This is a genomic window from Pseudomonas sp. F-14 TE3623 (assembly GCF_053629015.1).
Map to the genome: position 1 here is coordinate 518,504 of NZ_JBRJHM010000001.1, position 17,555 is coordinate 536,058.

At 59.2% G+C, this 17,555-nt stretch carries 16 protein-coding genes; 1 reads left to right on the forward strand and 15 read right to left on the reverse strand.

What is annotated here, in order from left to right:
* The 15 genes from icmH to tssA all read right to left on the reverse strand — a co-directional run bounded on the left by icmH (position 1) and on the right by tssA (position 16,749).
* Positions 1–876 (reverse strand): type IVB secretion system protein IcmH/DotU, encoded by an 876-nt coding sequence (gene icmH, locus AB7M29_RS02420; protein WP_454246252.1) that lies wholly within the window; start codon positions 874–876, stop codon positions 1–3.
* Between the two features lie 5 nt (positions 877–881).
* Entirely contained in the window at positions 882–2,213 is a 1,332-nt protein-coding gene (gene tssK, locus AB7M29_RS02425) for a type VI secretion system baseplate subunit TssK (protein ID WP_052967808.1), read from the reverse strand.
* A 2-nt stretch (positions 2,214–2,215) separates the two neighbouring features.
* Entirely contained in the window at positions 2,216–2,716 is a 501-nt protein-coding gene (tssJ, locus tag AB7M29_RS02430) for a type VI secretion system lipoprotein TssJ (protein WP_217856885.1), read from the reverse strand.
* A gap of 5 nt (positions 2,717–2,721) precedes the next feature.
* Complete coding sequence (gene tagH, locus AB7M29_RS02435; RefSeq protein ID WP_454246253.1) at positions 2,722–3,918, reverse strand: type VI secretion system-associated FHA domain protein TagH; 1,197 nt, start codon at positions 3,916–3,918, stop codon at positions 2,722–2,724.
* 17 nt (positions 3,919–3,935) lie between these two features.
* Entirely contained in the window at positions 3,936–4,076 is a 141-nt protein-coding gene (locus tag AB7M29_RS02440) for a hypothetical protein (protein WP_008150087.1), read from the reverse strand.
* 93 nt (positions 4,077–4,169) lie between these two features.
* On the reverse strand, positions 4,170–5,687 hold the full coding sequence (locus tag AB7M29_RS02445; RefSeq protein WP_454246254.1) for a sigma-54 interaction domain-containing protein: 1,518 nt from the start codon (positions 5,685–5,687) through the stop codon (positions 4,170–4,172).
* Positions 5,688–5,697: 10 nt separating this feature from the next.
* The gene (tssH, locus tag AB7M29_RS02450) at positions 5,698–8,346 is read right to left on the reverse strand and encodes a type VI secretion system ATPase TssH (protein WP_454246255.1); all 2,649 of its coding nucleotides are present in this window, start codon (positions 8,344–8,346) and stop codon (positions 5,698–5,700) included.
* A gap of 13 nt (positions 8,347–8,359) precedes the next feature.
* Complete coding sequence (gene tssG / locus AB7M29_RS02455) at positions 8,360–9,367, reverse strand: type VI secretion system baseplate subunit TssG (protein WP_217856889.1); 1,008 nt, start codon at positions 9,365–9,367, stop codon at positions 8,360–8,362.
* Positions 9,331–11,118 carry a type VI secretion system baseplate subunit TssF gene (gene tssF, locus AB7M29_RS02460; protein WP_454246256.1) on the reverse strand — a complete coding sequence of 596 codons (1,788 nt, stop codon included), beginning with the start codon at positions 11,116–11,118 and terminating at the stop codon, positions 9,331–9,333. The genes tssG and tssF overlap by 37 nt, the downstream gene beginning before the upstream one ends.
* A gap of 295 nt (positions 11,119–11,413) precedes the next feature.
* Positions 11,414–12,211: a hypothetical protein gene (locus tag AB7M29_RS02465; RefSeq protein ID WP_217856891.1), complete on the reverse strand. Its 798-nt coding sequence runs from the start codon at positions 12,209–12,211 to the stop codon at positions 11,414–11,416.
* Positions 12,208–12,720: a PAAR domain-containing protein gene (locus tag AB7M29_RS02470; protein ID WP_454246257.1), complete on the reverse strand. Its 513-nt coding sequence runs from the start codon at positions 12,718–12,720 to the stop codon at positions 12,208–12,210. The genes AB7M29_RS02465 and AB7M29_RS02470 overlap by 4 nt, the downstream gene beginning before the upstream one ends.
* A gap of 10 nt (positions 12,721–12,730) precedes the next feature.
* On the reverse strand, positions 12,731–13,138 hold the full coding sequence (tssE, locus tag AB7M29_RS02475; protein ID WP_217856893.1) for a type VI secretion system baseplate subunit TssE: 408 nt from the start codon (positions 13,136–13,138) through the stop codon (positions 12,731–12,733).
* A 14-nt stretch (positions 13,139–13,152) separates the two neighbouring features.
* Complete coding sequence (gene tssC / locus AB7M29_RS02480) at positions 13,153–14,628, reverse strand: type VI secretion system contractile sheath large subunit (RefSeq protein ID WP_217856894.1); 1,476 nt, start codon at positions 14,626–14,628, stop codon at positions 13,153–13,155.
* A gap of 28 nt (positions 14,629–14,656) precedes the next feature.
* A complete protein-coding gene (tssB, locus tag AB7M29_RS02485; RefSeq protein ID WP_027926311.1) occupies positions 14,657–15,160 on the reverse strand; it encodes a type VI secretion system contractile sheath small subunit in 504 nt (167 codons plus the stop codon).
* A gap of 32 nt (positions 15,161–15,192) precedes the next feature.
* A complete protein-coding gene (gene tssA, locus AB7M29_RS02490) occupies positions 15,193–16,749 on the reverse strand; it encodes a type VI secretion system protein TssA (protein WP_217856895.1) in 1,557 nt (518 codons plus the stop codon).
* 575 nt (positions 16,750–17,324) lie between these two features.
* Here tssA and AB7M29_RS02495 point away from each other — a divergent pair.
* Positions 17,325–17,537: a hypothetical protein gene (locus tag AB7M29_RS02495; protein WP_454246258.1), complete on the forward strand. Its 213-nt coding sequence runs from the start codon at positions 17,325–17,327 to the stop codon at positions 17,535–17,537.
* Positions 17,538–17,555 lie beyond the last annotated feature (18 nt).

The following is a 17,555-nucleotide window of genomic DNA, read 5'->3' on the forward strand; positions in this document are numbered from 1 at the left end:
TTACGGCTGCGACTGCGGCTGAACCGCAGTCGGGTCTAACTGCTGATAAGGTTGCAAAACGGTTTCGCGTTGCTCGCCCAGTACCCAGGCGAAGCCCGAATACATCACCACCAGGCAGACCACGGTGAACAGCACCACCATCCACGCCGGCACGATGCGCACCAGGCTGCGGCGCTGATCGTTCAAGCCTTCCCAATGCGGCGACAGCTCACGAGGCACGTCGCCGCGCAGTTGACGAATCTGCCGATACAAGGCGTCGCGGATGCCTTCAAGCTCGAGCATGCCTCGGGCTTGCACCCGGTATTTGCCTTCGAAACCGAGGGACAGGCACAGGTACATCAGCTCCAGCATCGGCAGGTGCTTGACCAGGTTTTTCGACAGGCGATCCAGCAGCTGGAAAAACTTCTCGCCACCGAAAGTTTCGTTGTGGAAGCTGCTGAGCAGGCTCATCTGCGACCACTCGCTTTCGTTGCCCCACGGTGTGGTCACGACGGCTTCGTCGACCACGGTGCAGAGCACGTAACGGGCGGCCATCACCTGGCTGCTTTCAGCGCCGTTGTGCAGCGCACGCACTTCAAACAGCTTGAGCCCGGCGGTCAATCGTTCGTTGAGCGCGTACATGTCTTCGCGGGTGTCGCTGTGCTTGAGGCGCACCACTTCCGACAGCAGCTCGGACGCCGCCGCCACCAGCGAATTGAGGCTGATGTTGAACGCTTCGGCCGGGCGCAAACGCGCGGCGTAGATCATCCGCTCTTCCAGCTGTTCGAAACGCGGCGGAGCAGCGAAGTCAGTCAGCGGACTCGACGCCGGGCCGTGGCCCTGGCGGTCGAGCAGGACGGTTTTGTCGTCCTGGTTGTATTCCATGTCCTTGATCATGTCGGTCAGTTCCTGATGGCCCAGAATTTCAGTTCAAGCTCGGCAAATTCGCCGGACACGTGGAATGCGAAGCCGCCCGAGCGCTCGAGTTGCGCCAGGTCTTCGGAACTGAGTTCGAGGATGAAATAGGTTTTGTTGGAGTGGAACGCGATCTGCCGTGGGGCCACCGGCAACGGTTTGACCTTGATGCCTGGCAGGTGCAGGTTGACCAGTTGGCGGATGCGCTCCACCGGACCGACCTTGAGGTGCGCCGGCAAGCGATGGCGCAGTTCTTCGGAGTCGCAGTTGGCACTGGCCGCGAGCACGAACGAGGCCGATCCCAGCAGTTTGTGGTCGTGCAACGGTGACACGATGATCCCGTACTGACGCGCTTGCAGCACCAGTTCAATGGCGTGCTGTTCGAGCACCATCGACAGCACCTGACGAATCGCTTCCATAAGTTTGCGGAAGCTCGCGCCCTGGTCGCTGTGCTGGTAACGGCTGTCCAGACGCGGGCGCTTGCTCTCGCTGGAAAACGTCGCCAGATCGCCGAGCATGGTCAGCAGCGTGCGGTACAACTCTTCCGGATGAACCTGTTCCAGGCCGAGGTAATGGCGCAGCAGCATTTCGGTGCGGTTGATCAGTTGCAGCATCATGAAGTCGCCGACTTCCGCGCCACCGACCTTGCCGTTGGAGCGAATCCGGTCGGCGATGGTGTCGCCCCGGTGGCCGAGCATGCTGATCACTTCTTTGAGGCACGACAGCAGGTAGCTGGACGAATGCGCCTGGATGTAGGTCGGCACGAAGTCCGGGTCGAGGCTGATCACGCCGTCGGGCGTGGTGTCGAGCACTTCGCAGATCTTCAGCTTCACGTAGGCCTGGTCGCTCTGCTGCTCGCCGAGCAACAATTTAAAGTCCGGACGACCGCAGCTGACCTGGCTGGCAGAGTCATCGCCGGCGTTGGAGTCGGCCACTTCCGCGTCGTACGCGGTGTAGCGTGCCAACACGTCGGATTGCTCCGGGCGGCGAGACTCGATGTGGTTACCGGTCACCAATGGCAGTGCCAGATAGATTGGCGTGTTGCCAGTGTTCGGCGGCACGTCCAGGGCCAACGGCTCGGTGTTGCCGCCCAGTTCGAACAGGCTGCCGTCCGGCAGAATCCCCGAGGCCTGGCTGATCACCAGTTTGCCCATGTTGAGGAACTGCAAGTCGATTTCCAGGTTCAGGAAGCCCCAGGTGTAGCTGCCCAGCAACTGTGTGCGGGTCTTCATCTGGTGGTCGTAGTAACGATCGTTGTGCTGGAAGTGCTGTGGTCGCAGCAGCATGCCTTCCTGCCAAATGACTTTATGCGCATTCATGTTCAGTCATCCGCCTTGGCGAGCGTTTCATGGGTATTGCGGATGCCGGCCTGATCGAGGGTCAGGTCAGCCTCGGTGACTTCCACCGGAGTGATTTGCACCGTGTAGCGCCATTTGGTTTCCGGCAGGTCGCGGTAAGCCGCGAGCACGCCGACGTAACGGCTGCCCTCCTCCACGCTGAGCTTGAGCTCGATGGTTTCACCCGGGCGCAGTTCGAGTTCTTCGCCGGCCACCAGGTCTGGGGCGAGGGATTCCTTGGCGCGTTCGTAGAGACTGAAGAAATCAGCGTTCTCGAACGTCACCGGGTGCTTGAGCTCCAACAGACGCACGACAATCGGCGACGGACGACCGTTGAGGTCCGGGTTCAGCTGATCGCTGGCGGTCAGTTTCAGGTTGAGCTTGGTCACGGTGGAATACGGCGACAGCGACGAGCAACCGGCCAACAGCACGAGGGCTGTGAGCGCAGTCAGCGTCTTGAAAAAAGCGATCGAGCAGCGAGACATGCGCATCATCCTTGGTGGTCGGTATGAAGGGTGGAAATCAGGCGGATCTGTTCTTCGTAGGCCTGAGCGAAGTCGCGGGCCAGCAGGCGTTCGCTCCAGTCATCGTCCTGACGCAGGGCCTGGTGATAACGCCCATAGGCTCTCCAGCGACTGCCGGAGGTGGCGAGCAACGGCTTGTTGTCACGCTCGAAACGCAGGGTCAGCTGTTGCGGCGAGAAGTGTTCCAGGGTGCCGCGAACGGTGGCGCGGCTGGCGGTCAGCAACGCCACCTGATGCGCCTGCAAATCGCGGAACGCACGGGAGATCGCTTGCTCCGCCGGCAACTGACCTGGCTTGTTCGGCTGCAACAGAATGCCCAGCGCTTCACCGGCATCGACGGCGAATTTCAACGGATTTTTATGGGTGCCTTGCACGGTGGTCTGGGCCAGGCGCAGTTCGTTTTTCAGTTCGCTGCGAGTGCGCAGGCTCTGCTGCAAACCGCCGACGCTTTGCTTGAGCAGGCGCGCAGCGTTCAGCGCCAAGGCTTCGCGGGCGTCGTGGTCCAGGCCTTTGAGGTCTACGCCCAGCGCTGCACCGAAGTGCTCCCAGAAACCTTCGCGCTGACGTTCGACCGCTTTCGGCGGTGGCGCCGGTGCTGGCTCTGCCGGGGCGTCGATCAGCTCCGGGACCATCAGGCTTTCCATGTCGATGCGCGCGTAGTCGGCACGCTGACGGGTGTCTTCGATCGTAGTACTCGGGGAAATCAGTTCGTCGATTTCCGAGTACACGCACTCTTGCTGGTCGAGGGCATTCAGCGGGTCGAGGTCGAGGAACGCATCGTCCGGAATGATGCTTCCCGCGGCCTGCGGACGGCCGACTTCAACGTCGAACGTCGCCGGGTCGCGTACCAGTCGCGCACGAATCTCGAAATCACCGAGCACATACACGCTGCCGTGCTCGATACGCATCGGCTCGCCCTTGCGCAGGCGCGCGCCGCTGTCGCTGTCCTGGATACCGTTGCTGCTGGTATCGGTCAGGAAAAACGTGCCTTCGCGGTAGCTGATCAACGCGTGATGGTTGGACAGGTGACGCTTGCGGTCGGGGATGATCCAGTCGCAATCCTCGCCCCGGCCGATCACGCCACCGGCCTGTTTGAAGGTTTTCTGGCACAAATCCGTGGGCACGAACTGCTTGGTGTTCAGCATTTCGAAAACCAGTTCCATGGTGATACTCCTTGCGGTCACTTGCCGCGATTGACCGCCTGCGGATCACCCAATGGGCGATAGGTGTTGTCGTTGTATTTGTAATTGCCGCTACAGCCGCCGAGGCCGCATAGAACGACGAGGGTCAGCAGGACGGCTTGCCAGTGACGAACAGACATCAGAGGGTCTCCAGGAGTAGACAAAGCGCAAAGCGCCGACCCGTTTGGGTGGCGCTGTTAGAAGCGAATGAGGTGAAATCGACGGTCTTTTGCCTACCCATCGAAGTCACCCAAATTGATATTCAGGCGCCCGAGGCGGTACAGCAGCGTGCGGCGCGGCAACCCGAGTTCGCGGGCGGCGAGGGTCTGGTTGCCGTCGTTTTTGCGCAGGCAGTCGAGCAGCAAACTGCGCTCAACCTGCTCCAGGCGTTCGCGCAGGTTCAGGCTGCTGTCTTCCGGCATGGTTTCCATGCGCAGGGAGAAATGCTCGGCCAGCAACTCGCCGCCTTCGCACAGCAATACCGCGCGTTCGACCAAACCTTTGAGTTCACGCACGTTGCCGGGGAAGGCGTAACCGGACAGGTGATCCAGCGCCGCGTCGGACCAGCGCACCGCATCCCGTTGCAGAAACGCGCACGCCTTGTCGGCGAAGTGCCGGGCCAGGTCGAGGATGTCGCCTTCGCGCTGGCGCAGGGCCGGCAGCTCGATCGGGAATTGCGCGAGGCGGTAGTACAAGTCCTCGCGGAATTTGCCTTCACTGACCAGTACCGATAAATCCCGGTGCGTCGCGGCGATGATGCGCACGTCGATCTTGTGGGTGTCGTTGGAACCCAACGGGCGGATCTCGCCTTCCTGCAACACGCGCAACAACTTGGCTTGCAGGGACAACGGCATGTCGCCGATTTCATCGAGCAACAAGGTGCCGCCATTGGCCGCGTCAAACAGCCCGGCACGGTCGCGGTCGGCGCCGGTGAAAGCACCTTTGCGGTAGCCGAACAGCTCACTTTCCAGCAGGTTCTCGGGGAACGCCGCGCAGTTCTGCACTATGAACGCCTGGGAACGGCGCGGGCCGCAATCGTGAATCGCCCGCGCGACCACTTCCTTGCCAGTGCCGGTCTCGCCGCGCAGCAGCACGGTGTAAGGGCTGTGCAAAACTTTACTGATCAGCGAATAGGTCTGGCGCATCGCCGAACTCTTGCCGATCAGGCCATAACCGCTGGCGCTCGGGACGTTGACCGGAGTCAGCCGTGTATTGCCGGTCGGCTGACGCAAACGCTGCAGCAAGTGCAATTGGCCGAGCACGAACGAGCCCAGTTGACCGAGGGAATCGGCAAAGCCTTGCAGGTCGATATGCCGGCGACTGGCGCACAGCAGCAAACCTTCGACAGCCTTTTGCTGATTAACCAACGGCACGCACAACAGCGACTGCCAAGGCGTTGCCTGCAGTGGCAGGAAACTGGTTTCGTGCAGGCTGCCGCTCAGCTCGCTGAGGCATACCACGCGGTTCTGGCACAGGGCGAATTGCAGCAGTTGTTCACCGTTGTAATCCGCCGGCAGGCTCGCCCCTTCCCGGGGTTGCAGAATGCCGTTCAGGCACTCGGCGTTCATCCCCAGGCAGGTGTGGGTCGCGTCCAGCAGGTACAGCTGCGTCAGCTCGCAACCGCTGAGCTCGGCCAACCCGCGCACGAAGTCACCCAGCAGCGCAGCACCGTCCGCCGCGCGCGACAGGCTGGCGAACTGCGCCAGCAAGGCTTCGGCATAGACCAGCGGTTGCGGCACTTGAGTGAACATCACACCCACCTCAGGCGAACTCGCACATCACGCTGGCGTTGCCGTCGAGCGTCGCATGCACACGCTTGAGGCTTTCGCCGGTGGCCATTGCATCGAGCAAACGGTCAGCCACCAACGGCAGCACGTGCAGGTCGAGCAAGTGGTCGATCAGGCGCGCGCCGCTGTCGCTTTGGGTGCAGCGTTCGGCCAGGTGATCGACGAGGTCCTGGGAGTAAGTGAAATCAAGCTGGCGACGGTTCAGGTGCTCGCCCAAACGACCGAGTTTGATTTCGATCAGCTCGCGCAGCACCGGGCCACCGACCGGGTAGTAAGGCACCACACGCATCCGCGCCAGCAGCGCCGGTTTGAAGTGCTTGCTGAGCACCGGGCGAATGGTTTCTAAGAGCACTTCTGCAGTCGGCCGCGCGCCGTTTTCGCAGAGTTCGCTGATGCGGTCGCTGCCAAGGTTCGAGGTCATCAGAATGAGCGTATTGCGGAAGTCGATCTCGCGCCCTTCCCCGTCGTTGGCCACACCTTTGTCGAAGATTTGGTAGAACAGGTTCAGTACGTCCGGGTCGGCTTTCTCGACTTCATCGAGCAACACCACCGAGTACGGTTTCTGGCGCACGGCTTCGGTGAGCATGCCGCCCTCGCCGTAACCGACGTAGCCCGGCGGCGCACCGATCAGACGGGAGACGGTGTGCTTCTCCTGGAACTCGGACATGTTGATGGTGGTGATGAAACGATCACCGCCGTAGAGCAAATCGGCCAGGGCCAGGGCGGTTTCGGTCTTGCCGACACCGCTTGGACCAACCAGCAGGAACACGCCGACCGGTGCATCAGGCTTGTTGAGGCCTGCGGCGGTGGCGCGCATCGAACGGTCCAGTGCATGAACCGCTTGTTCCTGACCACGAATGCGCGTGCGCAGGTCGGTGGCGAAGCTCGCGACCTTGGCATTGTGTTCCCGAGCCAGTTGCGCCAATGGCACGCCGGTCCAGGCGCTGATCACTTCGGCCACCAGACGCGGGCAGACTTCGAAGCTGACCAGACGTTCCTTGACCTGGGCCTCGGTCAGGGCACGGTGGGTTTCGTTGAGTGCAGTTTCCAGGGACGCGACGCTTTGTGCTTCGTCTACTGGCAGGGTTTCAATCACGGTGCCTTCAGCGTCTTCTTCAACCGTGATGGTCGGTTCGACGGCAGCGGCTTCACGGGCCTTGGCCAATTGCTGACGCAGGTCCAGCAGACGCTCGGCCAGTGCTTTTTGTTCGGTCCAGAGGGTTTCCAGAGCGACCATTTCGTCTTCAGCATCGGCCAAGCGATCTTCCAGAGCATCCAATGCTTCATGATCGATCAGCAGACCCGCCTCGGCGTCACGACGCAGGGCCTGACGTTGACGGCCACCTTCGGCCAGCTCGCCACGCAGGCGTTCCAGACTTTCCGGGGCGGCGGCGAGGCTGATGCGCACTCGAGCGCACGCGGTGTCGAGTACGTCGACGGCTTTGTCCGGCAGCTGACGACCCGCCAGGTAACGGGCAGACAACTCGGCCGCGGCAACCACTGCGTCATCACGCAGGTAGATGCCGTGGCTCTTCTCATAGACCTGAGCCAAACCACGCAGGATGGTCACCGCTTCGCTGACGGTCGGTTCGTGCAGTTGCACCGGCTGGAAACGACGGGCCAGGGCCGGATCTTTCTCGAAGTATTTTTTGTACTCCGCCCAAGTGGTAGCGGCGATGGTGCGCAATTCGCCACGGGCCAAGGCTGGCTTGAGCAAGTTGGCCGCGTCGGAACCACCGGCATTGCCGCCCGCACCGATCAAAGTGTGAGCTTCGTCGATAAACAGAATGATCGGTTTTGGCGAGGCTTTGACTTCGTCGATCACGCCTTTAAGGCGACGTTCGAATTCACCTTTGACGCTGGCGCCGGCCTGCAACAGGCCCATGTCCAGCGACAGCAACTCGACACCTTTCAAGACTTGCGGCACTTCACCGGCCGCGATGCGCGAAGCCAGGCCTTCGACAATCGCGGTTTTACCGACGCCGGCTTCACCGACCACAATCGGGTTGTTCTTGCGGCGACGGGCGAGGATGTCGACCATCTGCCGGATCGCGCCATCGCGGCACAGTACAGGGTCGAGTTTGCCGTCGCGGGCTTGTTGGGTCAGGTTGTGAGTGAAGCGCTGCAGCAGCGATTCGCCGGGCACAGCGGGTTTGCCGGTGGCCGGTTGTTCTTTCTGCGACAGGGCGAATTCTTTCAGACGCTCGATGTTCAGCTTGGCCAGCAACGACTGATAACGACTTCCGGCATAACGCATCGGGTTGCACAGCAGTGCGAGGATCAACGCGGCTTGCTCGACCTGGCTCTGGCCCAGTTCGAGGTTGGCCACCAGCAAGGCGTCTTGCAGCCATTGCACCAGTTCCGGGGCGAACACCGGGTTGCGCGAGGCGCTGTGCTCGACCCGCGATTGCAGCGCGGCGCTCAGTTCACCGGCATCGACTTCGGCATCTTGCAGCGCGCGGGCGAGCAGGCCTTGCGGGCGCTCCAGCAGGCCCAGCAGCAGGTCTTCGACGAGAATCTTGCTGCCGCCACGGGCGACGCAGCGCTCCGCAGAACTTTCCAGATCACGACGGGTTTCGGCGTCCAGCGCCTGGATAAGTTGTTGCAGGTCTACGTTGATCATGTGTCATCTGTCCTTAATGAATTTTGCTGCCCAAGGTCACCACGCCGTCCGCTTTTTCGCGGCCCAGCCAACTGGTCCATCCCAGGCGACAGGCGTTCTGTTCACCGATGCGCAGTTCGCGGATTTCTTCCTGGCGCAACACCAGGCGAATGTCGTAATCGAGCGGGTCACGCAGGGTGAACCGCACCAGCGCGCACAGCGGCTGGTAGCCGAAACCGATCGGCAGGAATTCGTGAAAGCGTTGCCAGTCGAGTTCGCGGATGTGAATGCGGAATTTGCCGCTGCGATCACGCACGTGTTCGCCCAGCACCAGGTCTTCGCCGAGCATGCTGTTGGCGCGACCCAGGCGATTGCGCTGCTCGTCGAGGATTTCGACGCGGCGCTCGATGCACTGCTCGATGGTCAGTTCGGCATGCTTGAAGTAGTAACGCAGCACCGCTTCGATCAGCGCCGCCGAGTGCGCCCGCAAGCTGAGCAGGCCAAGGTACGGCAGCAGGCGTTTCCAGTTCAGTTCCTGGGCCCTGCGGATCTCTTCGCCACCGAGGCCGATCAACGCAAACAACTGCGAGGAAAACGGATCGAGGGCGCCGCTCTGGAAGCTTGCGCGGTAGCGATATTTGCGCCAGATCGGCAGCATCAGCCGTTGCAGGCGATGGTGGAACAGGTCGAGGAAGTTGCGGGTCGGATTGCCGTCTTCACTGTCACCCAGAGCCTGTTCGCCATAGAACGCCGGCAGCGGAGAACCGGAACCGACCAGGCCAATCAGGTTGAAACGCAGACGCGCACGCATCTGCCCGTGCTCTTTGAAAAACTCCACGCGATCGACGTCGCTGCCAGGGAAACCCAGGCTCGGATTGGCCTGGAATTCCAGCTGGTCGTACAGGTCGTCTTCGCTCAGGTGCGGGTGTGCCTCACGCAGCCGGTCAATGACCAGCAGCACGGCCTGAAACAGCGAGTACTCGCGTATTACCCGGGTCAGCCCGCTTAAAGCAGGGGCTGCAGGCCCATACGTGGTGTCCATTGGTACACCTCTCCCTGTGTGCTTTTTACCCGCAGCTCGTGGAACGAATTGAGACTGGCGTAAAGCGCGAAAAACTCGTTAAGAACCGAAGCGAACACAAACAGGTCGCCCTCGCCGATATACCCTTCCGGGTCGATGGTCAGCTCGGTGCGCAACCCACGAACCGGCAACCCTCGGTGCAATCTGTCGACGTGTTGGTGCTTGATCGACTTGAGCCCGCCCAGCAGGCGCTTGCTGACTTTTTCCGCGTGTTGGTCGTAGTAGCGCGGCAGGTCGTAGGTTTCGAGAATCACCTTCAACGCATTGACGTCGGCCAGCGACAGGTAGTTAAGCGACATGTTGCTGATCAGCTTCCAGAGGAAGTCGCGGTTCAGCGGCGGCGCAAAACTCGACGTGGCCGGGGTGATGTTGCGAAAGCTGAGGAACTCCGGGGTCTCTTCGCAGGCCATGCAGATGTCGCCGAGCTTGAGCTTGCGCGGCAGGTTCTGGTTGGTGCACATCAGCTCGATCGACAGGGTTTCGTGGGCTTCGGTGTGGCGGATGCCGAAGCTCAGATAAGTGTCGAGGCCGTCGTGCAGCAAGGACGAACGCTGGCGGATGCTGTAATGCGGACGGCTTGTCGGCACGTCGAAACTCGGGTCGTGCTCGAAGGATTCGAACGGCACGTACTCCTGATAACCGAGGCCGCCGGGCTTCCAGCCGGTGACGGTTTCCACCGAGAACACGCCGCAGTTTTCCAGGTCGAATTCGGCCGGCAACAGCAGGTATTCGTCCTGTTTGCCATCGAGGCGAATCGGCAAAGCATCGTGCTCGAACAGGTTAACGATCGGGGTGCAGTAGAGCTTCACGTTGTCCAGGGTCGGACGCATACGCATGATGCCGCTCTTGCGAATATCGAAGCGCAATTCCAGGCCACGCATCTGCTTGAGGGTGTCTTCCGGCAACGCCTTGAGCAGGTCGAGACCGTTGATGTCGACGAAGAGGAATTTGTCCTGGAAGGCGAAATATTCCTGCAGGTAGCGGTAGCCGCGAAAGGTGTTCAGCGGATACGGGATCAACGCCTCTTCTTCGGCAAAGCCCACCGGCTGCACGCGGTCGCCGGGCATCTTGAACGCCATCGGCAGGCCGTTCACCCCGTTGATGGCCTTGCCGGCGTCGTCCAGCGGGATCAGTTCGATGCCTTCGAGGTTGCGCAACAGGCTCAGGTAAAGCATCTGACTGATGTAGCGCTCACCGGCAAAGTGCAGGCGCAGACGACTCAGCGCCAGCTCGCCGAGGTGACCGTCAGCGCTCATCTCCAGACGCAAGCTCAACAGCGAACCGTCGCCCTTCACCGAGTAAGTCAGCGCGGCCAGATCCAGCGGCAATACCTCGGTCGGATAGCACGTGCGAAAACGGCAGCGCACATCATCGACCGGCACACTCTCGACCGGCGTATCACGCTCGACCCTCAAGGCAGGCCCGGAACGCTTCAACGGGTCGAACTGCAAAATGCTGAACGCCGGCAGCGGCCGCATGTAGTTCGGCCACAGCAGCTGCATCAGCGAGTGGCTGAGTTCCGGCAACTCGTCGTCGAGCTTCTGGCGCAGGCGCCCGGTCAGAAAGGCAAAGCCCTCGAGCAACCGCTCCACGTCCGGATCCCGCCCGGCCTGTCCCAGGAAAGGCGCCAACGCCGGGCTACGCTCGGCGAATCGACGACCTAACTGGCGAAGTGCGGTGAGTTCGCTTTGGTAGTAGTGGTTAAAGGACACGGGTTACCTGCCTGCTTGAAAATTCGAGGGAGCCAACTGCTTTTATTAGTGCCAAACGCACCTGCGATAGAGCGGAGTCAAATCCCACCAACTTAAGCTGGCAACAGGTTTAAAAAATAAGTTCCTATTGCATGTATTAGAGGGATCAGCAACACACACAAGTACATCATTACCTTATGGATTCGGCGAGCCCTGATACTGGGAAAAATCCCACACACAGCAACTAAGACGCAAATAATCGCCAATGTGCCAAAAAAATCGCTGTCTGCCACATTTGCAAAATAACCTTCTACAGTCACTTATTGAACTCCATGAAATTCCAACGGTAAAACAAAAATATCTTCAGAAGATCTGCAGTAACCGAACCCGTAGTTTCATTCCTGTAGGTCCAACCAACCGCGTCCTTTGTGTAATAGCCACTTTCTATAGGCATACCCGCATACCCGGAGTTTTGCGGGTCGGCCATATTTGCGCCTAACCATTTTTTTACTGTCGTAACGGGTCGGACACTGATCCCTCCAGTATTACCTTGCCTTATCTCTAACTTCGATGCGGTGATATTCACGGCTATTTGAATATGGTGAGCGATACCGCGGTCCAGCGCCTGCGCAAGAATGTCCCCAGGCAGCAAGGCTTCCACCGTTTCTACAGCAAGCGTATTCACTCCAACACGCTGCATATCTGGAGCCCCATAGGTCAGCATAACCATCTCGCAGAAACCGTACATATGCGAAGAATAGCGATCGTGCGCCGTGGCGGAATAGTTCTCCATATTTTTGTATGTTCTTACACCTGTTGTCAGCTTTACAGGTAGACCGCGCTTTGAGGCAAACTCACAAAGCAAGCGCAACGCAAAATCCTCGCATGTAAACTTATTGCCGCTTATCGCACCGTCTTTATTCCAGTACTTCTCCACGATAAGTCGCTCAGAAATTTCCGGTGCTTCTCTGTGATAATCAGCAATATCCGCCTCGGTCCAGAAAGCTGTTGTTTTCCAAAAAACCTTATAGATAACTTTTTTTGGCGCCTTGTCTGCCTTTGGAGTTAATGCGATTGAGCGCGCCATTAGCGTAGATAGAATTTCTGCACTCATACCATCGCTCCATCCATCGCGGCGTGGAAGTCAAAAGTTACACCTTCTTTTCCTCCTACCAACTGAGTTCTACCCATTGCATCACTTTGCCCAGAGATAACTTCGCCTTTGGCAGTGGTGATTTGATAAGGAATATCCTGAAGTGGATTTCCATCCTGATCTTCCATCACAACATGCTGACAATGGGAAAACAGCATCAATGGAACCGGTGGAATAAACGGCGCCGGCGAATGCGAATTCCCGATAATCACCGTCCCGGACCCGGCCGTAACCTTGTTGCCATGAGTACCGGCTGAGCCCACGGTGGCCGCCGGTTTACCGTTGATCAAAACGGTGGTCGCAAGATCGCCAACCATCGCACCACCACACGCCGAGGCATCGCCTTGGCGGGCGGCCGCGAGGCCGTCGAAGAACACGTCGCCGGAACCGGCGGCGATCGGGTTGGTGCCGTGGCCGGGGAGCGGGCAAGCGGTGGGGTCGGATACGCGTGCTGCTGGTTTGCCGGACATACGAATCTCCTTAATTGACCTTTACTTGACCGCTGCCATCCAGGAGCGCGGCGAAACTGACCTGGCGCTTGAAACCATCAACTTCCAGCAGGCCTTCGATGCTGAAGGACAGGCGAAGCTGATCGTTGTTACGCGGCAGGGAGATGACACGCACGTTGCTCAGGCGCGGTTCGTAGGCTTCGATGAAACTTTCGATGGCCAGGCGGGCCTGACTCAGGGAGTCGTGCAGGCTCAGGCGCATGTCATTGAGATCGGGTAGCCCGTAATCGGACAGCGTTTGCACGCTGCCCGCACGGGTGCTGAGCATCTTGGCCAAATGGGCAGCCACGGACGCCATGGCGGAAACCTCGCGGCTCCAGCCGACGCGTTTGTCCGCGTCGCCACCCAGGCGTTCGAAAAGGCTGCCGTATCCAGTCATGAGTCAGGCTCCGCTTACTCTTTGTCCAGCTTACCAACCAGCGACAGGGTGAAATCGGCCCCCATGTACTTGAAGTGCGGGCGCACGTTCAGGCTGACGCGGTACCAGCCAGGCTCGCCTTCAACATCGCTGACGATGACCTGGGCAGCGCGCAGGGGACGACGGCCACGCACTTCGGCGCTCGGGTTTTCCTGGTCGGCCACGTACTGGCGGATCCACTTGTTGAGTTCCAGCTCGAGGTCGGTACGTTCTTTCCACGAACCGAGTTGCTCGCGCTGCAGCACTTTCAAGTAGTGAGCCAAGCGGTTGACGATCATCATGTACGGCAGTTGGGTGCCGAGCTTGTAGTTCAGCTCTGCGGCCTTGCCTTCAGCGCTGATGCCGAAGAACTTCGGCTTCTGCACCGAGCTTGCGGAGAAGAACGCCGCGTTGTCGGAGCCTTTACGCATGGTCAGGGAGATGAAACCTTCCTCGGCCAATTCGTATTCACGACGGTCGGAAACCAAAACTTCGGTAGGAATCTTGGTTTCGATTTCGCCCATGCTTTCGAAGTGGTGCAACGGCAGGTCTTCAACCGCGCCACCGCTCTGCGGGCCGATGATGTTCGGGCACCAGCGGAATTTGGCGAAGCTGTCGGTCAGCTTGGTGCCGAACGCGTAGGCGGTGTTGCCCCACAGGTAGTGCTCGTGGCTGTTGGCGACGGTTTCTTTGTACACGAACGATTTGACCGGGTTTTCTTCCGGGTCGTACGGGTTACGCAGCAAGAAACGCGGCACGGTCAGGCCCACGTAACGGGAGTCTTCCGACTGGCGGAAGCTCTGCCATTTGGCGAATTGCGGGCCTTCGAAGTGATCTTTCAGATCTTTCAGGTCCGGCAGACCGGTGAAGCTTTCCAGGCCGAAGAATTTCGGACCGGCAGCCGCGATGAACGGAGCGTGCGACATGCAGGCAACGCTGGACACGTACTGCATCAGTTTCACGTCCGGCGAGCTTGGGGACATGAAGTAGTTAGCGATGATCGCGCCAACCGGTTGACCACCGAACTGACCGTATTCAGCGGTGTAGATGTGCTTGTACAGGCCAGCCTGCATCACTTCCGGCGAATCTTCGAAATCGTCCAGCAGGTCTTCTTTGGAGACGTTGAGGATTTCGATCTTGATGTTTTCGCGGAAGTTGGTGCGGTCGACCAGCAACTGCAGGCCACGCCACGACGATTCCAGGGACTGGAAGTCAGGATGGTGCAGGATTTCGTCCATCTGACGGCTGAGCTTGGCATCGATCTCGGCGATCATGCGATCGACCATGGCCTTCTTGACCGGCTCACCGTTGTTCTGCGGCTTGAGCAGCTCTTCGATGAACGCCGACACACCGCGTTTGGCGATGTCGTAGGCTTCGTCATCTGGGGTCAGGCGGGTTTCGGCGATGATGCTGTCGAGAATGCTGTACTCGCTGTTCTCGTTGCTCTTTTGCTGTGCTGCGCTAGTGCTCATTGTGTTGGCTTCCTTGGCTGATAGGGGCTCAGGCGTCCTGGGCTGCGGCGTTCAGGCCCAGCTCACCCAGTACGCGACCGCGGGATTCGTCGTCGGCGAGCACGCCTTCGATGGCTTTGCGGAACGCAGGTGCGTTACCCAGCGGGCCTTTGAGGGCCACCAGCGCGTCGCGCAGTTCCATCAGTTTTTTCAGCTCAGGCACTTGCTCGACCAGCGAGGCCGGGTTGAAGTCCTTCATCGAGTTGACGCGCAGTTTCACGGCCAGTTCTTCAGTGTCGCTTTCTTCCTGTAGACGGTTCGGCACGCTCAGCGTCAGGCTCAGCTCTTGCTTGGCCAGCACTTCGTCGAAAGTCATTTTGTCGATGCTGATCGGCTTGCGATCTTCGACTTTGCGTTCGTCCTTGCGGTGGGTGTAGTCACCGATTGCCAGTAGTTTCAGCGGCAGTTCAATCTCTTCCTGAGCACCGCCGGTGGCGGGTTTGAAGGTGACGTTGATGCGTTCCTTGGGGGCTACCGAGCCTTCTTTGGCCATGGCTTTTCTCCTTGCGGTTGTGGCCCGGGGGCCTATTCGAGTACCACTTCGAGATCGAGGTGGCACAGCCTGCGATAAATCTCTTCCTTGCGTTCACGCACTGCATGGTTCTGCGGTAATAACTCGCAGCAGCTATGCAGCAAATGCAGCACTTCCAGCGCAAGATCGGGCTCCCAGGCGTGCAGGCCTGAGTCCTGTAATGTTTGGTCGAGGGTTTCGAGTTGGGTCTTGGCCAGCTCGTATTTCTTGGCCATGAAACACAGCCGCGCGAGGGCGAACTGCCAGAAGAATCGAACCCGCCCGCCGTGGGCACTTTGCAGGCCTTGCTTGAGAATCTGTACGGCGGCCTTGAGGCCATCCTTGCGCAGAATCGGCAAGACTTCTTCCAGAGCCAGTTCCCAGGCCGGCTGGGTATCGGCGACTTCGATCTTGCGCGGCGCACTGGCGCTTTGCAGGTGCGGCATGACGTGGGCACCGATCCAGGCGCGGGTGGCCGGATCGGCGAACGGCGCGCCGTCATGGAAACGCAATTCGATGATGCCGGGCAGGCGCTGAACCAAAAGCGCGAAGTGGATTTCCACTTCGCGCATCGCCATCTCGGCGTTCAGCCCTTGAAGGCATTCCCAGACCATTCGCTGGCCATCGAACCAGAACGGCGCCTTCGCCAGGCTCGCCTCCAGCTCCACCAGCAGATCTGCGTATTTCCCTTGGTCGTAACGGTCCTGATAGGCCTTGAGTTTGTCCGCCGGCAAGCCACGCAGAACGGTGATCTGTTCTGCGTTGCGCTCAGGCACCGCGTCGATGGGCAACCACAACAGCGTGCGATTGAGGCGCAGGGCGCGCAGGTCGGTAGCTTTCTGCTTGAGCCACCAGGCACACAACGGACGGGCATTTTCCTGCTGGGCACGCAGGGCCTTGTGGGCTTCTTTCTCGTTGTCGATTGGTGCGCCGGGGGTGAACAGCTGAGTCGCGGCCTGCTTGACCTGCGCCACTGCGGCGCCCACCACACCGGGTTCCGGCTGATTGTCGGCGGCGCGCTGGACCATGTTTTTCAAGCGACGGGAAATCGGCAGCAGCAACGGCGCGTCATCGCCCAGATGCTCGGTGCACGCGGCATCGAGGCCTTCCAGATGCTCGACCAGACGGCGGAACAGCGGCAGCTGCTCTTTGATCGCGACGTTTTCGTTCAACACCTGCTCAAGACGCGGCACCAACCAGCTGATGGCAGCGGAGCGAGTGCGGGCCTTGTTCGGGTGGACTTCGGCCCAGTGATTTTCACAGAGGTAGTGCAACAAACCGAGGCCGGCGAGCAGCCCCTGGAAGGATTCACGCTGGTACAGCGCCCAGGTCAGCCACGCGCCAACACGCAAATCCTTGGATTGGGTACGCAGCAGGTTTTCACTGTTTTCGCGGATTTTCAGCCAGTCGATCTGACCGCTTTCGTGCATGGATTGGGCTTTGCCCAGCTCGCTTTCCAACGCTTCATATTCGCTCGAAAAACGAACATCCTCGCCCGCGAAATTCTCTATTGAAATAGAGGCTTTTGCGAGTTCAAGGTAATAAGCGGAAAGTTTGCTTGAGTAGGACATCCGTGACCTTTAATTAGAATTACAGTCATGCAGCCATTGGAGTTGTAATGGCGCCGGACAGTATCAAAAAGTTGCGATGAGTCTCATCCAATTGAGTTCGCGCTCTTTCAAGGCGCGCATCCTAAGCACAATGATGGCCATTTGCAAGCACCCGATCAAACAATAAAACTGCGTCTTTTTTGTTGCTGTAGGAGATCACCCTAGAGGGGACAAGGGATTCCCTGATGCCGGTTTTGACCTCCCTATCTTCGACGTATCACCCGCAAAACCATTGAGCCAGAGCGGCTCATCAACGCCGCCAATGATCACTGAACATTCACACCCTGAAGCGGAACCCAGCATGACAAAAATATAAAATGAAAAATGTAGGAGTTTTCTGAAAGTTACAGTCATCCATGAACAAAGTACGGACAGACAATAAGTAATTAAAAATCTCCATTGAAATGACGGCACACATTCTGAAATACGGAAATTTCGGACCTTGCTTCAGGCCCCTTCCTACATGAATCCTTTGGCTGAGGATAAAAGTATGTTCGCGCCGGCCAATGTTGCGCACTTCACGTTATTGATCCCGTTTGTTCGCAACGATTTTTAAAGTGCTGGCCTTTGAAGGTATCGAAGCCATCAGCACCTTGTATTCAACCCAGGCTGAACTAGTCAGCGAATACCCTGATGTCGAACCTGGAGGGTTTGCTCAGCAGAATGGCGGATGGCGTGCAGTTGCTGGTGGAGCGAGCGCTGGATCATTGCAAGCGCAGGAGATGGCGGCGCATAGCGCCAAGGCATAGCCAGTACAGATCACTCCC